Source organism: Streptomyces cyaneochromogenes (assembly GCF_003963535.1).
Lineage (GTDB): Bacteria > Actinomycetota > Actinomycetes > Streptomycetales > Streptomycetaceae > Streptomyces > Streptomyces shaanxiensis.
The window spans coordinates 2,302,954-2,323,088 of sequence record NZ_CP034539.1 but is presented as its reverse complement, the minus strand read 5'-3'; the positions used below and the strand labels follow the sequence as shown (position 1 = coordinate 2,323,088).

General features: G+C 68.2%; 14 protein-coding genes and 3 rRNA genes. 15 read left to right on the top strand and 2 right to left on the bottom strand.

What is annotated here, in order from left to right:
• Positions 1–426 precede the first annotated feature (426 nt).
• From EJ357_RS10240 to EJ357_RS48860, 5 genes are all read left to right on the top strand, one after another.
• Positions 427–1,952 (top strand): 16S ribosomal RNA (locus EJ357_RS10240).
• 314 nt (positions 1,953–2,266) lie between these two features.
• A 23S ribosomal RNA gene (locus EJ357_RS10235) occupies positions 2,267–5,387 on the top strand.
• Positions 5,388–5,491: 104 nt separating this feature from the next.
• A 5S ribosomal RNA gene (gene rrf / locus EJ357_RS10230) occupies positions 5,492–5,608 on the top strand.
• Together the 16S, 23S and 5S rRNA genes form the textbook arrangement of a ribosomal RNA operon.
• A 196-nt stretch (positions 5,609–5,804) precedes the next feature.
• Positions 5,805–6,899: a hypothetical protein gene (locus EJ357_RS50200; protein ID WP_267132856.1), complete on the top strand. Its 1,095-nt coding sequence runs from the start codon at positions 5,805–5,807 to the stop codon at positions 6,897–6,899.
• Complete coding sequence (locus EJ357_RS48860; protein WP_194374403.1) at positions 6,791–7,543, top strand: hypothetical protein; 753 nt, start codon at positions 6,791–6,793, stop codon at positions 7,541–7,543. The genes EJ357_RS50200 and EJ357_RS48860 overlap by 109 nt, the downstream gene beginning before the upstream one ends.
• Before the next feature lie 63 nt (positions 7,544–7,606).
• On the opposite strand, the gene EJ357_RS10220 is transcribed toward EJ357_RS48860, so the two are convergent.
• Complete coding sequence (locus tag EJ357_RS10220; RefSeq protein WP_126390783.1) at positions 7,607–8,899, bottom strand: DUF1015 domain-containing protein; 1,293 nt, start codon at positions 8,897–8,899, stop codon at positions 7,607–7,609.
• A 71-nt stretch (positions 8,900–8,970) separates the two neighbouring features.
• Here EJ357_RS10220 and EJ357_RS10215 point away from each other — a divergent pair, with 71 nt between their 5' ends.
• The 4 genes from EJ357_RS10215 (at position 8,971) to EJ357_RS10200 (ending at position 13,223) form a co-directional block, all read left to right on the top strand.
• A complete protein-coding gene (locus tag EJ357_RS10215) occupies positions 8,971–9,999 on the top strand; it encodes an HAD hydrolase-like protein (RefSeq protein ID WP_126390781.1) in 1,029 nt (342 codons plus the stop codon).
• Positions 10,000–10,126: 127 nt separating this feature from the next.
• Positions 10,127–11,170 carry a FecCD family ABC transporter permease gene (locus EJ357_RS10210; protein ID WP_126390779.1) on the top strand — a complete coding sequence of 348 codons (1,044 nt, stop codon included), beginning with the start codon at positions 10,127–10,129 and terminating at the stop codon, positions 11,168–11,170.
• 122 nt (positions 11,171–11,292) lie between these two features.
• Complete coding sequence (locus EJ357_RS10205; RefSeq protein WP_126399340.1) at positions 11,293–12,330, top strand: FecCD family ABC transporter permease; 1,038 nt, start codon at positions 11,293–11,295, stop codon at positions 12,328–12,330.
• Positions 12,327–13,223 (top strand): ABC transporter ATP-binding protein, encoded by an 897-nt coding sequence (locus EJ357_RS10200; RefSeq protein ID WP_126390777.1) that lies wholly within the window; start codon positions 12,327–12,329, stop codon positions 13,221–13,223. The genes EJ357_RS10205 and EJ357_RS10200 overlap by 4 nt, the downstream gene beginning before the upstream one ends.
• Positions 13,224–13,269: 46 nt before the next feature.
• Here EJ357_RS10200 and EJ357_RS10195 read toward each other — a convergent pair whose 3' ends face one another.
• Positions 13,270–13,617, bottom strand: a complete 348-nt coding sequence (locus tag EJ357_RS10195) for a sterol-binding protein (RefSeq protein WP_126390775.1) — start codon at positions 13,615–13,617, stop codon at positions 13,270–13,272.
• A gap of 42 nt (positions 13,618–13,659) precedes the next feature.
• On the opposite strand from EJ357_RS10195, the gene EJ357_RS10190 reads away from it, so the two are divergent.
• The 6 genes from EJ357_RS10190 (at position 13,660) to EJ357_RS10165 (ending at position 20,055) form a co-directional block, all read left to right on the top strand.
• Positions 13,660–14,004, top strand: coding sequence for a hypothetical protein (locus tag EJ357_RS10190; protein WP_126390773.1), 345 nt, complete (start codon positions 13,660–13,662; stop codon positions 14,002–14,004).
• 7 nt (positions 14,005–14,011) lie between these two features.
• On the top strand, positions 14,012–14,827 hold the full coding sequence (locus EJ357_RS10185; RefSeq protein ID WP_126390771.1) for a TlyA family RNA methyltransferase: 816 nt from the start codon (positions 14,012–14,014) through the stop codon (positions 14,825–14,827).
• Positions 14,824–15,729, top strand: a complete 906-nt coding sequence (locus tag EJ357_RS10180; RefSeq protein WP_126390769.1) for an NAD kinase — start codon at positions 14,824–14,826, stop codon at positions 15,727–15,729. Before EJ357_RS10185 ends, EJ357_RS10180 begins: the two co-directional genes overlap by 4 nt.
• Before the next feature lie 235 nt (positions 15,730–15,964).
• Complete coding sequence (recN, locus tag EJ357_RS10175; protein WP_126399338.1) at positions 15,965–17,683, top strand: DNA repair protein RecN; 1,719 nt, start codon at positions 15,965–15,967, stop codon at positions 17,681–17,683.
• Between the two features lie 82 nt (positions 17,684–17,765).
• On the top strand, positions 17,766–18,530 hold the full coding sequence (locus tag EJ357_RS10170) for a hypothetical protein (protein ID WP_126390766.1): 765 nt from the start codon (positions 17,766–17,768) through the stop codon (positions 18,528–18,530).
• 388 nt (positions 18,531–18,918) lie between these two features.
• Positions 18,919–20,055 (top strand): glycosyltransferase family 4 protein, encoded by a 1,137-nt coding sequence (locus EJ357_RS10165; protein ID WP_126390764.1) that lies wholly within the window; start codon positions 18,919–18,921, stop codon positions 20,053–20,055.
• The last annotated feature ends 80 nt before the right edge of the window (positions 20,056–20,135 follow it).

Below are 20,135 nucleotides of genomic sequence, written 5' to 3'. Positions count from 1 at the left end.
ACGGGGTCGATTTCGGCGTGCCTGCATGCCCGAATTCGAATCCAAGAGGCCCGATTATGAATCGGGCGGGGGAATCGGTTAACGTAGTGAATGTCGAAAGGCCGACGGGCGAAAGCCCAGAGGCTCATGACATCCCGCCGACAGGGAATCGGATCGAGAAAAGATCTGATAGAGTCGGAAACGCAAGACCGAAGGGAAGCGCCCGGAGGAAAGCCCGAGAGGGTGAGTACAAAGGAAGCGTCCGTTCCTTGAGAACTCAACAGCGTGCCAAAAATCAACGCCAGATATGTTGATACCCCGTCTCCGGCCATCACGGTCGGGACGAGGTTCCTTTGAAATAACACAGCGAGGACGCTGTGAACGGTCGGGCCTATTCCGCTCGACTGTTCCGCTCTCGTGATGTGTCGTCCCGATTACGGGAAAACATTCACGGAGAGTTTGATCCTGGCTCAGGACGAACGCTGGCGGCGTGCTTAACACATGCAAGTCGAACGATGAACCACTTCGGTGGGGATTAGTGGCGAACGGGTGAGTAACACGTGGGCAATCTGCCCTTCACTCTGGGACAAGCCCTGGAAACGGGGTCTAATACCGGATACCACTCTCGCAGGCATCTGTGAGGGTTGAAAGCTCCGGCGGTGAAGGATGAGCCCGCGGCCTATCAGCTTGTTGGTGAGGTAATGGCTCACCAAGGCGACGACGGGTAGCCGGCCTGAGAGGGCGACCGGCCACACTGGGACTGAGACACGGCCCAGACTCCTACGGGAGGCAGCAGTGGGGAATATTGCACAATGGGCGAAAGCCTGATGCAGCGACGCCGCGTGAGGGATGACGGCCTTCGGGTTGTAAACCTCTTTCAGCAGGGAAGAAGCGAAAGTGACGGTACCTGCAGAAGAAGCGCCGGCTAACTACGTGCCAGCAGCCGCGGTAATACGTAGGGCGCAAGCGTTGTCCGGAATTATTGGGCGTAAAGAGCTCGTAGGCGGCTTGTCACGTCGGGTGTGAAAGCCCGGGGCTTAACCCCGGGTCTGCATTCGATACGGGCTAGCTAGAGTGTGGTAGGGGAGATCGGAATTCCTGGTGTAGCGGTGAAATGCGCAGATATCAGGAGGAACACCGGTGGCGAAGGCGGATCTCTGGGCCATTACTGACGCTGAGGAGCGAAAGCGTGGGGAGCGAACAGGATTAGATACCCTGGTAGTCCACGCCGTAAACGGTGGGAACTAGGTGTTGGCGACATTCCACGTCGTCGGTGCCGCAGCTAACGCATTAAGTTCCCCGCCTGGGGAGTACGGCCGCAAGGCTAAAACTCAAAGGAATTGACGGGGGCCCGCACAAGCAGCGGAGCATGTGGCTTAATTCGACGCAACGCGAAGAACCTTACCAAGGCTTGACATACACCGGAAACGGCCAGAGATGGTCGCCCCCTTGTGGTCGGTGTACAGGTGGTGCATGGCTGTCGTCAGCTCGTGTCGTGAGATGTTGGGTTAAGTCCCGCAACGAGCGCAACCCTTGTCCTGTGTTGCCAGCATGCCCTTCGGGGTGATGGGGACTCACAGGAGACCGCCGGGGTCAACTCGGAGGAAGGTGGGGACGACGTCAAGTCATCATGCCCCTTATGTCTTGGGCTGCACACGTGCTACAATGGCCGGTACAATGAGCTGCGAAACCGTGAGGTGGAGCGAATCTCAAAAAGCCGGTCTCAGTTCGGATTGGGGTCTGCAACTCGACCCCATGAAGTCGGAGTTGCTAGTAATCGCAGATCAGCATTGCTGCGGTGAATACGTTCCCGGGCCTTGTACACACCGCCCGTCACGTCACGAAAGTCGGTAACACCCGAAGCCGGTGGCCCAACCCCTTGTGGGAGGGAGCTGTCGAAGGTGGGACTGGCGATTGGGACGAAGTCGTAACAAGGTAGCCGTACCGGAAGGTGCGGCTGGATCACCTCCTTTCTAAGGAGCATCTAGGCCGCCAAGCTTGCTTGGTGGTCCAGAGCCACTACGTCGGCGAACGATCGACGGTGGTCAGCTCATGGGTGGAACGTTGATTATTCGGCACACTCGGTCGTCTTCTCCTTCTAGTACTGCTCTTCGGAGCGTGGAACGTTGAGGGGAGCGGGGAGTGTGTCGGGCACGCTGTTGGGTGTCTGAGGGTACGGCCGAATGCGGCTGCCTTCAGTGCCGGCCCCGGTGAAGCATCGCGTGAGTGGTGTGTGACGGGTGGCTGGTCGTTGTTTGAGAACTGCACAGTGGACGCGAGCATCTGTGGCCAAGTTTTTAAGGGCGCACGGTGGATGCCTTGGCACCAGGAACCGATGAAGGACGTGGGAGGCCACGATAGTCCCCGGGGAGTCGTCAACCAGGCTTTGATCCGGGGGTTTCCGAATGGGGAAACCCGGCAGTCGTCATGGGCTGTCACCCATACCTGAACACATAGGGTATGTGGAGGGAACGCGGGGAAGTGAAACATCTCAGTACCCGCAGGAAGAGAAAACAACCGTGATTCCGGGAGTAGTGGCGAGCGAAACTGGATGAGGCTAAACCGTATACGTGTGAGACCCGGCAGGGGTTGCGTATGCGGGGTTGTGGGATCTCTCTTCTGTCGTCTGCCGGCGACAGGACGAGTCAGAAACCGTTGATGTAGGCGAAGGACATGCGAAAGGTCCGGCGTAGAGGGTAAGACCCCCGTAGTCGAAACGTCAGCGGCTCGTTTGAGAGACACCCAAGTAGCACGGGGCCCGAGAAATCCCGTGTGAATCTGGCGGGACCACCCGCTAAGCCTAAATATTCCCTGGTGACCGATAGCGGATAGTACCGTGAGGGAATGGTGAAAAGTACCCCGGGAGGGGAGTGAAATAGTACCTGAAACCGTGTGCCTACAAGCCGTGGGAGCGTCGGAACAAGGCTTGCCTTGTTCTCGTGACTGCGTGCCTTTTGAAGAATGAGCCTGCGAGTTTGCGGTGTGTTGCGAGGTTAACCCGTGTGGGGAAGCCGTAGCGAAAGCGAGTCCGAATAGGGCGATATAGTAGCGCGCTCAAGACCCGAAGCGGAGTGATCTAGCCATGGGCAGGTTGAAGCGGAGGTAAGACTTCGTGGAGGACCGAACCCACCAGGGTTGAAAACCTGGGGGATGACCTGTGGTTAGGGGTGAAAGGCCAATCAAACTCCGTGATAGCTGGTTCTCCCCGAAATGCATTTAGGTGCAGCGTCGTGTGTTTCTTGCCGGAGGTAGAGCACTGGATAGGCGATGGGCCCTACCGGGTTACTGACCTTAGCCAAACTCCGAATGCCGGTAAGTGAGAGCGCGGCAGTGAGACTGTGGGGGATAAGCTCCATGGTCGAGAGGGAAACAGCCCAGAGCATCGACTAAGGCCCCTAAGCGTACGCTAAGTGGGAAAGGATGTGGAGTCGCAGAGACAACCAGGAGGTTGGCTTAGAAGCAGCCACCCTTGAAAGAGTGCGTAATAGCTCACTGGTCTAGTGATTCCGCGCCGACAATGTAGCGGGGCTCAAGCGTACCGCCGAAGTCGTGTCATTCATGCAACAGCCCCAACGGGTGTATGGATGGGTAGGGGAGCGTCGTGTGCCGGGTGAAGCCGCGCCGGAAGGCAGTGGTGGACGGTTCACGAGTGAGAATGCAGGCATGAGTAGCGATTCACACGTGAGAAACGTGTGCGCCGATTGACTAAGGGTTCCTGGGTCAAGCTGATCTGCCCAGGGTAAGTCGGGACCTAAGGCGAGGCCGACAGGCGTAGTCGATGGATAACCGGTTGATATTCCGGTACCCGCTGTGAAGCGTCAAACATCGAATCAGGCGATGCTAAGTCCGTGAAGCCGCCCTGGAGCCTTCGGGCAAAGGGGAGTGGTGGAGCCGACGGACCAGACTTGTAGTAGGTGAGTGATGGGGTGACGCAGGAAGGTAGTCCAGCCCGGGCGGTGGTTGTCCCGGGGTAAGGGTGTAGGCCGGTGTGTAGGTAAATCCGCACACCGTTAAGGCTGAGACCTGATGCCGAGCCGATTGTGGTGAAGTGGATGATCCTATGCTGTCGAGAAAAGCCTCTAGCGAGTTTCATGGCGGCCCGTACCCTAAACCGACTCAGGTGGTCAGGTAGAGAATACCGAGGCGTTCGGGTGAACTATGGTTAAGGAACTCGGCAAAATGCCCCCGTAACTTCGGGAGAAGGGGGGCCACACCTGGTGATGGCACTTGCTGCTTGAGCTGGGGGTGGCCGCAGAGACCAGCGAGAAGCGACTGTTTACTAAAAACACAGGTCCGTGCGAAGCCGTAAGGCGATGTATACGGACTGACGCCTGCCCGGTGCTGGAACGTTAAGGGGACCGGTTAGTCATTCTTCGGGGTGGCGAAGCTGAGAACTTAAGCGCCAGTAAACGGCGGTGGTAACTATAACCATCCTAAGGTAGCGAAATTCCTTGTCGGGTAAGTTCCGACCTGCACGAATGGCGTAACGACTTCTCGACTGTCTCAACCATAGGCCCGGTGAAATTGCACTACGAGTAAAGATGCTCGTTTCGCGCAGCAGGACGGAAAGACCCCGGGACCTTTACTACAGTTTGATATTGGTGTTCGGTTCGGCTTGTGTAGGATAGGTGGGAGACTGTGAAGCGGGCACGCCAGTGTTCGTGGAGTCGTCGTTGAAATACCACTCTGGTCGTGCTGGATGTCTAACCTGGGTCCGTGATCCGGATCAGGGACAGTGTCTGATGGGTAGTTTAACTGGGGCGGTTGCCTCCTAAAGGGTAACGGAGGCGCCCAAAGGTTCCCTCAGCCTGGTTGGCAATCAGGTGTTGAGTGTAAGTGCACAAGGGAGCTTGACTGTGAGACCGACGGGTCGAGCAGGGACGAAAGTCGGGACTAGTGATCCGGCGGTGGCTTGTGGAAGCGCCGTCGCTCAACGGATAAAAGGTACCCCGGGGATAACAGGCTGATCTTCCCCAAGAGTCCATATCGACGGGATGGTTTGGCACCTCGATGTCGGCTCGTCGCATCCTGGGGCTGGAGTCGGTCCCAAGGGTTGGGCTGTTCGCCCATTAAAGCGGTACGCGAGCTGGGTTTAGAACGTCGTGAGACAGTTCGGTCCCTATCCGCTGTGCGCGTAGGAGTCTTGAGAAGGGCTGTCCCTAGTACGAGAGGACCGGGACGGACGAACCTCTGGTGTGCCAGTTGTTCTGCCAAGGGCATGGCTGGTTGGCTACGTTCGGGAGGGATAACCGCTGAAAGCATCTAAGCGGGAAGCCTGCTTCGAGATGAGGACTCCCACCCACTTGATGGGGTAAGGCTCCCAGTAGACGACTGGGTTGATAGGCCGGATCTGGAAGCACCGTGAGGTGTGGAGGTGACCGGTACTAATAGGCCGAGGGCTTGTCCTCAGTTGCTCGCGTCCACTGTGTTAGTTCTGAGACAACGACCGTTGTCGGCTTTGAGTAGAACAGACAAAAGAAGAGTGTGCTTGTTCGCTCGAAACCATTAGGGTTTCGGTGGTTATAGCGTGAGGGAAACGCCCGGTTACATTCCGAACCCGGAAGCTAAGCCTTACAGCGCCGATGGTACTGCAGGGGGGACCCTGTGGGAGAGTAGGACGCCGCCGAACAATCTTTGGAGGACCCCTGGTCCCAGCGTTCAGCTGGGACCAGGGGTCCTTTTGTTTTTACAATGCTTGCAGTACCGAAGACAGGAGTCACCGATGTCCACCAACTCTCCCGACGACCGACCGGAGCGCGACCAGCGGCGACGGGACAGTGGTGACCGCGGCGACCGGGGTGACCGAGGCGGTTACCGAGGGGACCGTGGCGGTTTCCGTCGCGACAACGACCGTGGTGGTTACGGTCGTCGGGACGATCGGCGTGACGATCGTCGTGGTGATGACCGTGGTGGTGACCGGGGCGGTTTCCGGCGTGATGATCGCCGTGACGACCGTCGGGATGACCGTCGTGGTGATGACCGGGGCGGCTTCCGGCGGGACGACAGCCGCGGTGGCGGCTACGGCCGGCGCGATGACCGACGCGATGACCGGCGTGACGGCGATCGTGGTCCCCGTCCGCCGTTCCGTAGGGACGACCGTCCCGGCGGGCCGCGCAGGGACGACCGGGACCGTGGGTTCCGCCGCGACGGCGATCGCCCGTCCTACCGTCGCGACGACGAGCGTGGCGGTTTCCGGCGTGACGATCGTCGGGACGACCGCCGGGATGACCGTCGTGGTGACGACCGCGGTGGTGACCGGGGCGGTTTCCGGCGTGATGATCGCCGTGACGACCGTCGGGATGACCGTCGTGGTGATGACCGGGGCGGCTTCCGGCGGGACGACAGCCGAGGTGGCGGCTACGGCCGGCGCGATGACCGGCGTGACGGTGACCGCCGTGACGATCGTCGTGGTGACGACCGTGGTGGTTTCCGCCGCGACGACCGCGACCGTGGTTTCCGTGGCGACGACCGGGACCGTGGCTTCCGCCGTGACGATCGCCGGGATGATCGTCGTGGTGACGACCGTGGTGGTGACCGGGGCGGTTTCCGGCGTGATGATCGCCGTGACGACCGTCGGGATGACCGTCGTGGTGATGACCGTGGTGGCTTCCGGCGGGACGACAGCCGAGGCGACCGTGGTGGGTTCCGTGGGCGTGACGACCGTGGTGGTCGTGGGCCCCGTCGTGATGACCGGGGTGGGCGTCCGGGAGGGTTCCGTGGGCGTGACGACCGTCGGGATGACCGGCGTGGCGGTGGCCGGTTCCGTGATGAGCGGGACCGGGACCGTGGGGACCGCGAGCCGATCAAGCGGCTGCCGATTCCCGAGGACGTCACGGGCGACGAGATCGACAAGGACGTCAAGCAGGAGCTGCAGAGCCTGCCGAAGACGCTCGCGGAAGACGTCGCCAAGAACCTGGTGATGGTCGCCCGGCTCATCGACGAGGACCCCGAGGGCGCTTACGGCTACTCCAAGGTGGCCCTGCGGCTGGCGTCGCGGGTCGCTGCCGTACGAGAGGCGGGCGGGTTCGCGGCGTACGCGAACCAGAAGTACTCCGAGGCGCTCGCCGAGTTCCGGGCCGCGCGGCGGATGACCGGCAGCGTGGAGCTGTGGCCGCTCATGGCCGACTGCGAGCGTGGGCTCGGACGGCCGGAGAAGGCGCTGGACATGGCCGGGGCGCCCGAGGTGCAGAAGCTGGACAAGGCCGGGCAGGTCGAGATGCGGCTCGTCGCGGCCGGCGCCCGGCGTGACCTGGGGCAGCTGGACGCGGCCATCGTGACGCTGCAGAGCCCGGAGCTGGCCTCCAACGCCGTACAGCCGTGGACCGCGCGGCTGCGGTACGCGTACGCCGACGCGCTGCTTGCCGCCGGGCGGCAGGGTGAGGCGCGGGAGTGGTTCGCCAAGGCCGTCGAGGCCGACAAGGACGGCAGCACGGACGCCTCCGACCGGCTTGCCGAGTTGGACGGTGTCGACTTCGTGGACGCCCTCGATGAGAGCGAGAGCGAGGGCGACAGCGGGGACGAGCAGCAGGCTCAGGGTGCGGCCGACGAGGGCCACAAGGAGTGAGCGGCGCTTGATCGCTTGATGTGAGGGGCGGGATCCCGGATCGGGGTCCCGCCCCTTTCGCGTTCAGTGGTCCAGGGCGCGCAGGACCAGGCCCGAGGCCGGCTTCGGGCCGAAGGACGTCGACTTGCGGGGCATCGTGACGCCCTGGCGAGCGAGGTCGCGTACGACGTCCTCGCGGACCGGGTGCATCAGGACGGCCGTACCGCCGTCGCGTTCCGCCTTCTTGACGGTGGCGGCGGTGTCGTGGATGTAGGCGATGCGGGTGGGGTCGTCCTCGGGGATGTGCCAGACGTGGGCGAGGAGTGTGGCGTGCAGGACCGTCGCGTCCAGGGTGCGCCAGGCTGCGGGGCGCTCGGTGGGGACCGTACGGGCGAGGAGGGCCGGGTCCGGTCGGTCGACGAGGTGGAAGGCGCCGTCTCCGGCGAGGAGGTAGGCGTTGCCGGCGCAGGCCGCGTCGGCCAGCGTCTCCAGGGCCTGGGCCAGCGGGACTTCGAGGCGGCGTACGCGGAACAGGCCGTCGAGTGCGGCCAGGGCGTCCGGCACGGGCAGGTCGTGCAGGAGGCGGTGGATGGCGCGGACGCGCAGGGGGTAGCGGGCCGTGTCGACCAGGAGGACGAGGCCGTAGTCCCAGGCGCTGGGTGAGGGGTGCTCCGCGCGTAGACGGCGGTACGTGGCCCAGCGGTGGTGGCCGTCGGCGATCAGGGCCTGGTGGCGGGTCAGGTCGGACTGGACGCGGGCCAGGTCGGTGGGGTCGGTGATCGACCACAGGCGGTGGCTGAAGCCGTCTTCCGTGGTGGTCGACAGGAGCGGCGGGTGTTCCGTCGTGCGCTCGATCACGGCGGTGGCGTCGGCCGCCGTGCCGTTGCCGCGGTAGGTCAGGAGCAGGGGTTCGAGGTTCGCGGACGTGGCGCGCATCAGGGCCGCGCGGTCGGCGACCACGTGCGGCATGACGTCCTCGTGCGGCAGGACCAGGCCCTCCGCCGGTTCCGAGACGCGCAGGGCGCCGATGATGCCGCGTTGCAGCATGCCGTTGCCGTCGTGCTGTTCGTAGACGTAGAGGCCGGGCTCCGGATCGGCGGTCAGGACGCCTTCGGACAGCCAGCGGCGGAGGGTCTGCGCCGCCTGTTCGTTGCGGGCGCTGGGGGTGTCGGCCTGGGGGAGGATCAGGCGGACGATGTTGTGCGGGTCGGCCGACTCGAGATGGAGCAGGCCGTCGGGGCGGACCACGACGTCGTACGGCGGTGACGTCACGGCCGCCAGGCTGCCGACCCGGTCGGGGTCGTAGCGAAGGCCTCGGAACGGGGTGAGTTCGAGGCCTCGGCGCGCCGTTGCTTCCGGGTGACCTGCTGTGTTCATCCAGGCATCGTACGGGTGTCAGTGGCATGGGGGATGATCGGGGAAAGACGTCGAACGAGGAGCGATGCGGAATGAGCCAGAGCGTCAGGACGAGCCCCGATGGCTGTGGCCAGGCCCTGAGCGAGGCGTACGACACGGCGCTGCTCGACCTCGACGGTGTGGTGTACGCGGGGGGCAACGCGATCGCGCATGCCGTCGAGTCGCTCGCCGTGGCCCGCGCGGGCGGGATGCATCTCGCGTACGTCACGAACAACGCCCTGCGGACGCCTGACGCGGTGGCCGTGCATCTGACGGAGCTCGGGATACCCACCGGGGCGGACGACGTCATCACTTCGGCTCAGGCGGTCGCGCGGCTGATCAGCGAGCAGGTGCCGGCCGGGGCGCGAGTGCTGGTGATCGGTGGGGAGGGGCTGCGGGTGGCCCTGCGCGAGCGCGGGCTGGAACCGGTGGAGTCGGCGGACGACGATCCGGCGGCGGTCGTGCAGGGGTACGGCGGGCCCGAGCTGCCTTGGGGGCGGTTCGCGGAGGCCTCGTACGCCGTCGCGCGCGGGGTGCCTTGGTTCGCGTCCAACACCGACCTGACGATTCCCGGCGCGCGGGGGATCGGGCCGGGCAACGGGGCCGCGGTGGAGGTCGTACGGATAGCCACCGGCGCCGAGCCGCAGGTGGCGGGCAAGCCGTTGCCTCCCATGCACCGGGAGACGATCCTGCGGACGGGCGCCGAGCGGCCGCTGGTGGTCGGGGACCGGCTGGACACGGACATCGAGGGCGCGTTCAACGGGGAGGTCGACTCGCTGCTGGTGCTGACCGGGGTTACCGACGGCGCGCAGTTGCTGGCGGCGCCGCCGCAGCACCGGCCGACGTATGTGGACGCCGATCTGCGGGGGCTGCTCACCGGGCAGCCGGAGGTCGTTGCCGACGGGGATGGCTTCCGGTGTGGTGGCTGGGCGGCGGTCGCGCGGGCCGAGCGGCTGGAACTCGACGGTGGCGGTGCGGCCTTGGACGGGCTGCGGGCGCTGTGCGCGGCGGCCTGGACCGTGGCCGGGGAGGGCTCGTGCGCGCTGGACGCGGGGAAGGCGCTGGCGCGGCTGGGGTTGTGAGCCGTCGTCCGGCTCCGGAAAGGCGTAGTCGTACGGCTCCGGAGCGGTCGTACGGTTCCGTGGTGCCGCCGGGCACCCGCGTGCAGCGGGATCGTGGCTGAATAGGAGGGTAGGCTAACCTAACTGCGTGTTGGTCGACAGTCCTCCCGAACAGCGCGCGGAGTCCGGGTCCGCGCCCCCAACCCGACGGGCGATACGAGCCGTTGGTCTGCTTGTCTCTGTCCTGATTCTGGTGGTCGTCGCGACGGCGAGCATCGCGATCGGGGCGAAACAGCTGTCCATCGGAGAGGTCTGGCACGGCTTGTTCGAGGCCTCCGGTACCTACGGCGACGTCGTCGTCGACGACCGGATCTCGCGCACCGCCCTCGGACTGCTCGCCGGCGCCGCCCTCGGTCTCGCCGGGGCCGTGCTGCAGGCGCTCACCCGTAACCCGCTGGCCGATCCGGGCCTGCTCGGCATCAACGCGGGCGCGTCCGCCGCCGTCGTCACCGCCATCACCTTCCTGGGCGTCACGAGCTTGACAGCCTATGTCTGGTTCGCCTTCTTCGGGGCGGCCGCGGTCGGGGCGATGGTCTGGTTCCTCGGCGGCAGCCGGGGTGCCACGCCGGTGCGGCTCGCGCTGGCCGGTACGGCGATCAGCGCCGCGCTCTACGGGTATCTCCAGGCCGTGATGATCATGGACGACGCCGCGCTCAACAAGATGCGTTTCTGGACGGTCGGTTCACTGTCCTCGGCGACCGACGCGACCATCACCCAGGTGCTGCCGTTCCTGCTCGCGGGCACCGTCCTCGCGCTCGCCCTCGCCCGGCCGCTCAACGCGATGGAGATGGGCGACGACACCGCCAAGGCGCTCGGCGCCCACCTGAACCGCACCCGGGTGCTGGCGATGCTCGCCGCGACCGTGCTGTGCGGGGCCGCGACCGCCGCCTGCGGGCCGATCGTGTTCGTCGGCCTGATGGTGCCGCACGTCGTACGGTCCTTCACCGGTCCCGACCTGCGCTGGATCCTGCCGTACGCGGCCGTCCTGTCGCCCGTGCTGCTGCTCGGCGCCGACGTCCTCGGCAGGATCGTCGCCCGGCCCGCCGAACTCCAGGTCGGCATCGTCACCGCGGTCATCGGCGGACCGGTCTTCATCTTTCTCGTACGACGGCGGAGGACGGCGCAGCTGTGAGGAGCGCAGTGAAGAGCGACACGAAGAGCGCGTCGAGCAGCGCGTCCGGCAGCGCGTCGACGAGCGGCGCGAAGGCCGCGGGGAAGGACGCGGGGAAGGCTTCCGGAAAGGCTCACCGTGCCATCCGTGCCATCCGTGCCGTGCGGACCCCGGGCGGGCTTTCGGTCCGGCTGGACGCCCGGGCGTTGACCGCCGTCGTCCTGCTGCTCCTCGCCGCGCTGGCCGCGAGCGTGCTGCTGATCGGCACCGGCGACTTCCCGATCGCGGCGGGTGACGTACTCAGAACGCTGCTCGGTGACGGCAACGCGGGGCAGGAGTTCATCGTCAACGAGCTGCGGCTGCCGAGGGTCCTGGTCGGGCTCCTCGTCGGTGCCTCGCTCGGCCTCGGCGGCGCGCTGTTCCAGGCGCTGTCCCGCAACCCGCTGGGCAGCCCGGACATCCTCGGCCTCGGACAGGGGGCCACGGCCGGGGCGCTCGTGGTCATCGTGCTGTTCTCCGGGGACGCCGGCGAGGTCACCGCCGGTGCGCTCCTGGGCGGACTCGCGACCGGACTCGCCATCTATCTGCTCGCCTGGAAGCGGGGCGTGCACGGTTATCGACTGGTCCTGGTCGGTATCGGCATGTCCGCGATCATGACGGCGGTCAACGGCTATCTGCTGACCAAGGCCGACCTGTTCGACGCGGCCCGAGCGGTCGTGTGGATGACCGGATCCCTCAGCGGCAGCGACTGGGACCAGGTCACGCCGCTCGCCGCGCTGTGCGTCATCCTCGTACCGCTCGTCCTGGGCAACGCGCGAGCCCTGCGGATGATGGAGATGGGCGACGACGTCTCGTACGCCCTCGGAGTGCGTGTCGAACGCGTACGGATGCTGCTGATGCTGGCCGCCGTGCTGCTCACCGCGGCCGCCACCGCCGCCGCCGGCCCCGTCAGCTTCGTGGCGCTCACCGCCCCGCAGCTCGCCCGGCGCCTCACGCGCTCGCCCGGGCCGAACCTGCTGCCCTCCCTGTGCATGGGCGCCGCCCTCCTCGTCACCGCCGACTGGGTCTCCCAGCGGGTCTTCGGCGCCGACCAGATGCCCGTGGGCGTGGTCACGGGCGTGCTCGGCGGCGTATACCTGCTCTGGCTGCTGGTCACCGAGCGCAAGGCGGGCCGGATATGAGCGCCGGCAGCAACAGCAGCGGGCCGAACAACGGGCTGAACAACCGAAGGAGCACTGTGAACCGCCTGTCCGCCGACAACGTCACCCTCGCCTACGACCAGCGGGTCATCGCCGAGCAGCTGTCGGTGGAGATACCCGACAACTCCTTCACCGTGATCGTCGGCCCGAACGCGTGCGGCAAGTCCACGCTGCTGCGGGCCCTGTCGCGGATGCTCAAGCCCAGCCAGGGCCGGGTCCTGCTGGACGGGTCGGTCATCCAGTCGATGCCGGCGAAGAAGGTCGCGCGCACGCTGGGTCTGCTGCCGCAGTCGTCGATCGCGCCCGACGGCATCACCGTCGCCGACCTGGTGGGCCGGGGCCGGTACCCGCATCAGGGGATCCTGCGCCAGTGGTCGACCGAGGACGAGCGGGTCGTCCAGGAGTCGATGGAGCAGACCGGGGTGGCCGAGCTGGCCGATCGCTATGTCGACGAATTGTCGGGTGGTCAGCGGCAGCGGGTGTGGATCGCCATGGCGCTCGCCCAGCAGACGCCGCTGCTGCTGCTGGACGAGCCGACCACCTATCTCGACATCCAGCACCAGATCGACGTCCTCGACCTGTGTGCCGAGCTGCACGAGCAGCAGGGGCGGACGCTGGTCGCCGTGCTGCACGACCTCAACCACGCCGCCCGGTACGCCACGCACCTCATCGCCCTGCGCGGCGGGGAGATCATCGCCGAGGGCGCGCCGAACGACATCGTCACGGCCGAGCTGGTCGAGGAGGTCTTCGGGCTGCGCTGCCAGGTCATCGACGACCCGGAGACGGGGACGCCGCTCGTGGTGCCCGCGGCACGCAAGGCGCGGGCCGGGGGCAAGGCCGACGTCACGAAGGTCGCGGCCACGGAAGCGTCCTGAGGCGGCTTCCGGAGGGCGGGCCGAGCAAGGACCCCTGAGGAGCGGGCTAGAGAAGCTTCCTGAGGTGCATCAGATCGCGCAGGCCCGCGTGCAGCCTCACCCGGCCCGAGCCCCACGCCTTGGCGAAGTGCAGTTCGCCGTCGACCAGGGCGACCAGGTCGTCGCCGGTCATGCCGAGTCTGATCTGGGCCTTCTCGCGGGGCGGGCCCTGGAGCGTGTCCTGGACATGGATCCGGCCGCCCGCCATGCGGCCGGCGAACGTGACGTCCAGGTCGGTGATGTGGCAGCTCACCGAGCGGTCCAGGGCAGCGGCCGTACGGACGTCCCCTTCGGCACGCTGCATGCTGTCCGAGAGCTTTTCGAGTGCGGCACGGCACTCCTCGATCGTGGCCATCGCGATCGACGGTACCCCAGCGGTTCGGGGTAGCGTCTGGGCATGAGCGACACAGTTCCGGAGACGGAGATCCCGGAGGTGGCCGAAGCGCAGGCTGCGGTCGGGGCCGAGGCCGAGGGCGAGGTCGAGGTCGTCGAGGCCGGGCTCGCCGGCGAACCCGAGTACGACCCCGCCGCTCCCGCCCCGCTGAACGTCCCGCGCACGCCCACCGGCAACGCCGACGTCGACGCCCAGCTGGAGCGGCTCGGTGATGCCGACCACCTCGCCACCGACGGACACCTCGAGGTGTACGAGGATGTGCATCGGGGGCTGCGCGACGCGCTCACCGCGCTCGACGCCCGCCAGGGGCCCCCGGCGCCTTCACCGTCGTACCAACACAGGAGCTGAACCGAAAGTGGCAGGAGTCGCACGTCGCCGTCTCGACGCGGAGCTGGTCCGCCGGAAGCTCGCGCGCTCACGCGAGCACGCCAGCCAGCTGATCGCCGCCGGGCGGGTCACCGTCGGCAAGACCGTCGCGACCAAGCCGGCCACGCAGGTGGAGACCGCGGCGGCGATCGTCGTCGTGGCCGACGACAGCGATCCCGAGTACGTGTCGCGGGGCGGGCACAAGCTCGCCGGCGCGCTGGAGGTCTTCGTACCCCAGGGGCTCGCGGTGGAGGGGCGGCGGGCGCTGGACGCCGGCGCGTCGACCGGCGGTTTCACCGACGTCCTGCTGCGCTCGGGAGCAGCGCACGTCGTCGCCGTCGACGTCGGATACGGACAACTCGCCTGGACTCTCCAGAGTGATGAACGCGTCACCGTCAAGGACCGTACGAACGTACGCGAGTTGACGCTCGAAGCGATCGATGGGGAACCAGTGGATCTTGTCGTGGGGGATCTGTCCTTCATCCCGCTCGGCCTGGTGCTGCCCGCCCTGGTGCGGTGCGTGAAGCCGGACGCCGATCTGGTGATGATGGTCAAGCCGCAGTTCGAGGTGGGGAAGGAACGGCTGGGGAGCGGCGGGGTCGTCCGCAGCCCTCAGCTGCGGGCCGAGGCCGTGCGCGGCGTGGCCGAGAAGGCGTGGGGACTCGGGCTCGGGGTGAACGGGGTCACGGCCAGTCCGTTGCCCGGACCCTCCGGGAATGTCGAGTACTTTCTGTGGCTGCGTGCCGGGGCGCCCGCTCTGGACCCGGCCGACGTTGACCGTGCAGTTGCGGAGGGGCCGCGTTGATGCAGAACCGAGCTCGTACTGTTTTCCTGCTCGCCCACACGGGGCGGCCGGCCGCTATTCGCAGCGCGGAGCTTGTGGTGAAGGGGCTGCTGCGGGAGGGCATCGGGGTGCGCGTCCTGGAGTACGAGGCCGCCGACCTGCCCCTGCCGGACGAGGTGCAGCTCGTCAAGGAGGCGACCCCGCAGTGCCTCGACGGCTGCGAGCTGCTCATCGTGCTCGGCGGTGACGGGACGCTGCTGCGTGGCGCCGAGTTCGCCCGGGCGTCCGGGGTGCCGATGCTGGGCGTCAACCTCGGGCGGGTCGGGTTCCTCGCGGAGGCCGAGCGGGACGATCTCGACAAGGTTGTCGACCGGGTCGTCACCAAGGCGTACGAGGTCGAGGAGCGGATGACCGTCGACGTCGTCGTGCACCAGAACGGCAACGTCGTGCACACCGACTGGGCGCTGAACGAGGCCGCCGTGCAGAAGGCCGGGGCCGAGAAGCTGCTCGAGGTCGTGCTGGAGATCGACGGGCGGCCGGTGACGGGGTTCGGGTGCGACGGCATCGTGCTGTCCACGCCGACCGGGTCGACGGCGTATGCGTTCTCCGCGGGCGGGCCTGTGGTGTGGCCCGAGGTCGAGGCGTTGTTGATGGTGCCGATCAGTGCGCATGCGTTGTTCGCGAAGCCGTTGGTGACGTCGCCGGACTCCGTGCTGGCGGTGGAGGTTCTGCCTCATATTCCGCCGGGTGTGTTGTGGTGCGACGGGCGGCGGACTGTCGAGTTGCCGCCGGGGGCGCGGGTGGAGGTTCGGCGGGGGGCCGTGCCGGTGCGGCTGGCTCGGTTGCATCATGCTTCGTTCACGGATCGTCTGGTTGCGAAGTTTGCGTTGCCGGTTTCTGGGTGGCGTGGGGCGCCTCATTAGCCAACCGTGGGGGGTGGCTTGAGAGCGTTGGCGGGTGCGGGTGGTCTGTGGCTGGTCGCGCCCACCGCGGCGGAGCCGCAAATCGATACAGCCCCGCGCTCCTGGCGGCGCTGCACTCGGCTGGGTGACATGTGCGGCCGATACACATTCGTCACCTGCACCTTCACATCATGGGCCCGGGGCCCGTCGCACTCCCCGCCCCCGACCTCGTAAGGTCGTGTCCGTGTTGGAGGAGATGCGGATACGGTCGCTCGGAGTCATCGACGACGCTGTCGTCGAGCTGTCGCCGGGGTTCACCGCCGTCACCGGTGAGACGGGTGCGGGCAAGACCATGGTCGTCACCAGCCTCGGGCTGTTGCTCGGGGGGCGTGCCGACCCGGCGCTCGTGCGGATCGGGGCCGACAAGGCGGTCGTGGAGGGGCGGATCACCGTCTCCGCGGGCGCGTCGGCCGTTGTGCGGGCCGAGGAGGCCGGGGCCGAGCTCGACGACGGGGCGCTGCTGATCAGCCGTACCGTTTCCGCCGAGGGGCGGTCGCGGGCGCATGTGGGCGGGCGCAGTGTGCCCGTGGGGCTGCTCGCCGACCTCGCCGACGACCTCGTGGCCGTGCACGGGCAGACCGACCAGCAGGGGCTGCTGAAGCTGTCCCGGCAGCGGCAGGCGCTCGACCGGTACGCCGGTGACGCGGTCGCCGGGCCGCTGGCCAAGTACGGCGAGGCCTACCGGCGGTTGCGGGCCGTGTCGGTGGAGCTGGAGGAGATCGTCACGCGCGCGCGTGAGCGGGCCCAGGAAGCCGACATGCTGCGGTACGGGCTCGACGAGGTCGCGGGCGTGGAGCCGCGTGCCGGGGAGGACATAGAGCTGGCGGAGGAGGCGGAGCGGCTCGGGCATGCCGAGGCGCTGTCGTCCGCTGCCACGGCCGCTCACGCCGCGCTCGCCGGCAATCCCGAGGACCCCGAGGGCATCGACGCCGCCACGCTCGTCGCGGGGGCGCAGCGCGCCCTGGACGCCGTCCGGTCGCACGACCCGGCGCTGGCCGCCCTGGCCGACCGCATCGGCGAGATCGGGATCCTGCTGGGCGATGTGGCGGGGGAGCTGGCGGGGTACGCCGATGACCTGGACGCCGATCCCCTGCGGCTGTCGGCCGTCGAGGAACGGCGGGCCGCGCTCGGCGCGCTGACGCGGAAGTACGGCGAGGACGTCGCCTCGGTGCTGGCCTGGGCCGAGCAGAGCGCCGCCCGGCTCACCGAGTTGGACGGCGACGACGAGCGGATCGACGAGCTGACCGCCGAGCGGGACGCGCTGCGCACCGAGCTGGGCGGGCTGGCGCAGGCGTTGACCGATGCGCGGGCGGAGGCGGCCGAACGGTTCGCCGCCGCCGTGACCGCCGAGCTGGCCTCGCTCGCCATGCCGCACGCGCGCGTGTCCTTCGACATCCGCCAGACCGAGGATCCGGAGGGGGTCGAGGTCGGCGGGCGTACGGTCGCGTACGGGCCGTCGGGTGCGGACGAGGTCGAGCTGCTGCTCGCCCCGCATCCCGGGGCTCCGCCGCGGCCCATCGCCAAGGGCGCGTCCGGTGGTGAGCTCTCGCGCGTGATGCTCGCCGTCGAGGTCGTGTTCGCGGGGACGGATCCCGTGCCGACGTATCTCTTCGACGAGGTCGACGCCGGTGTCGGTGGCAAGGCGGCCGTGGAGATCGGGCGGCGGCTGGCGCGGCTCGCGAAGAGCGCGCAGGTCGTGGTCGTGACCCACCTTCCGCAGGTGGCCGCCTTCGCCGACCGGCAGCTGCTCGTCGAGAAGACCAACGACGGGTCGGTCACCCGCTCCGGCGTGAAGGTCCTGGAGGGCGAGGAGCGGGTCCGGGAGCTGTCCCGGATGCTGGCCGGGCAGGAGGACTCGGAGACCGCGCGGGCGCACGCCGAGGAACTGCTGGCGACGGCTCGGGCCGACGGGTAGCGGGCCCCTGCGCGAGGGGCGGTGCTGTCGGCCTGGGCGCGGGCAGGGCCGGGTTGTCAGTGGTGGCCCGTAGGGTGGCCGAATGATCGAACGTGCCCCCAGGGCCACCGCCTTCGGCCTCTCCGCCGCCCTCACCCGCGCCACTGTGACCGCCCTGCGCGCCAAGGCGCCGGGCGGCCCCGGCCGTTGGGAGCGGAAGAACTACGCGGGCCGCACCGTCGAGCTGTACGCCGGTGCCGCCTCCGCGCTGGCGGCGACGGTGGGTGCCGGACGGATACGGCCGGCCGCCGGGGTCGCCGTGGCCGTCGCCGGAGTCTGCGGGGCGTACGACGACGTCGCGGGGGCCGGAGACCGTCGGCGTGGGTTTAGGGCACATCTTTCGGCTCTTCGGGACGGTGAAGTCACCAGCGGCGCGGTCAAGTTGTTCGGGGTGTCCGCCGCGGGGCTCGTCGCGGGGGCGTTCCTCAAGGAGCGGCCCGTGGACAAGCTGCTCGCGGGCGTGGTGATCGCCGGGGCCGCGCACTTCGTCAACCTCGTCGACGTGCGCCCGGGCAGGGCCGCCGCCGCGGTGCTCGCGCTCGGGGCGCCGGGGCTGCTCCGGGAAGGGCCCGGCGCGCAGATCGCCGCCACCGCCATGGGCGCCGCCGCGGCGGTGCTGCCCGACGACCTCGGGGAGCGGGCGATGATCGGGGACACCGGCGCGCATGCGCTGGGCGCGGCCCTGGGCGCCGCTGTCGTCGCCGGGAACGGCCGGGCGGGGCTGGTCGCGCACGCCGCGGCGCTCGTGGCCGCCGCGGCGTACGGCGACAAGGTCAGCGAGGCGGTGCGGGCGTCGGGCGCCCGCTGAGACGAACGGTCGGCCCGCTGGGGTGCGGTCGGACGTGACGACCCGTGGTGCGGTCGTGGGGCGACGACCCGTGGTGCGGTCGTGGGGCGACGAGCCCGGACGAGTCCACCGGCCCGGTGCGGCGCACTGGTTCGGGCCGGCGTAGGAGGCGTGCGCCACGCGCGCGTGTTCGGGCACATCCGCCTACCGAACCTCACTCGTACAGGTGACCCCGCACGCCGTGTTGCCCGCCCTCCGGGCTCCCGCCGTTCCCGGAACCCCCGTGCGTCCTGGCATCCTTGGCGTAAGCACGTCGTATGCGCAGGGATCCTCGCGGTACACCCCCTCCGCGCGATCCTTCTGTACTTTCTTCGTGACCGCCCGACCCACAACCAGGAGCCCCGGCCACGTGACCCCCGTGAGCAGCCACTCACCGCACGGCCAGTCGTCGCTGCGCACCGTGCAGGTGCTGGGCGGTGGCAACGCCGGCAGCAGCGCGCACGTGCGATCGCTGGCCTCGGGGCTGGTCGCGCGGGGCGTGCGGGTCGTCGTCTGTGCTCCTGTCGAGGCCGATCACCTCTACGACTTCACCGGCGTCGGCGCCGAGCACGTGCATGTGCCGCGCAGCAGCGACCCCGGCTCCGTGGCCGCCCTGCGGGCCGCGTGCGCGGACGCCGACCTGGTCCACGCGCATGGGCTGCACGCCTCCTTCCGTACCGTGCTCGCGCTCAGCGGGCGGCGTACACCGCTCGTCGTCACCTGGCACGACCGGGCCCATGCCGAAGGGGCCCGCGCCCATCTCGTACGGCTGTTGGAGCGGCGGGTCGTCAAGGCCGCCTCCGTCGTGCTCGGGTCCACCTCGGCGCTCGTTGACCGGGCCCGCCGGACCGGAGCGCGGGACGCCCGCCTGGCCGCGGTCGCGCTGCCCGAGCCCGGCCGTCCCGTCGAGCGGGACGACCCCGACCGGCTGCGTCCCAAGATCAGGGCCGAACTCGGTGCCACCGGGCGCCCGTTGCTGATCGCCGTCGGCTCGCTCGAGCGGCAGCGCGGATACGACGTGCTGCTGGACGCCTCGCGCGCGTGGCGGGGGCTCGATCCCGCGCCGTTGGTCGTGATCGCGGGCGAAGGGGAGCTGCGGGCCGTACTGCAGCGCCGGATCGAGGACGAAGGGCTGCCCGTGCGGCTCATCGGGCGGCGCGCCGACGTCCCCGAGCTGCTCGCCGCCGCCGATGTCGCGCTCCTGCCTAGCAGTTGGGAGTCGCGGTCCCTGCTGGCCCAGGAAGCCCTTCGCGCGCGCGTGCCGCTCATCGCCACCGAGGTCGGCGGCATCCCGGAACTCGTCGGCGACGCGGCCGAGCTCGTGCCGTACGGCGACCCGCAGGCACTCGCCGACACCGTCGTACGGCTGCTGGGCGACCCCGAGCGCCAGGAGCTCCTCAGGGAGCGGGGTGTGCGGCAGGCGGCCACTTGGCCGACGGAGGACGAGACGGTGGCCCAAGTGCTGAGCGTCTACGACGAGTTGACGCAGCCGCAGCCCATGATCTAGGCCCTGTCGTTTGGATCATCCCGGCGTCGCGGGGCCTGGCACGCACTCCCCCAGAGGGGGGACCCCCAGCCGCGTTGTCG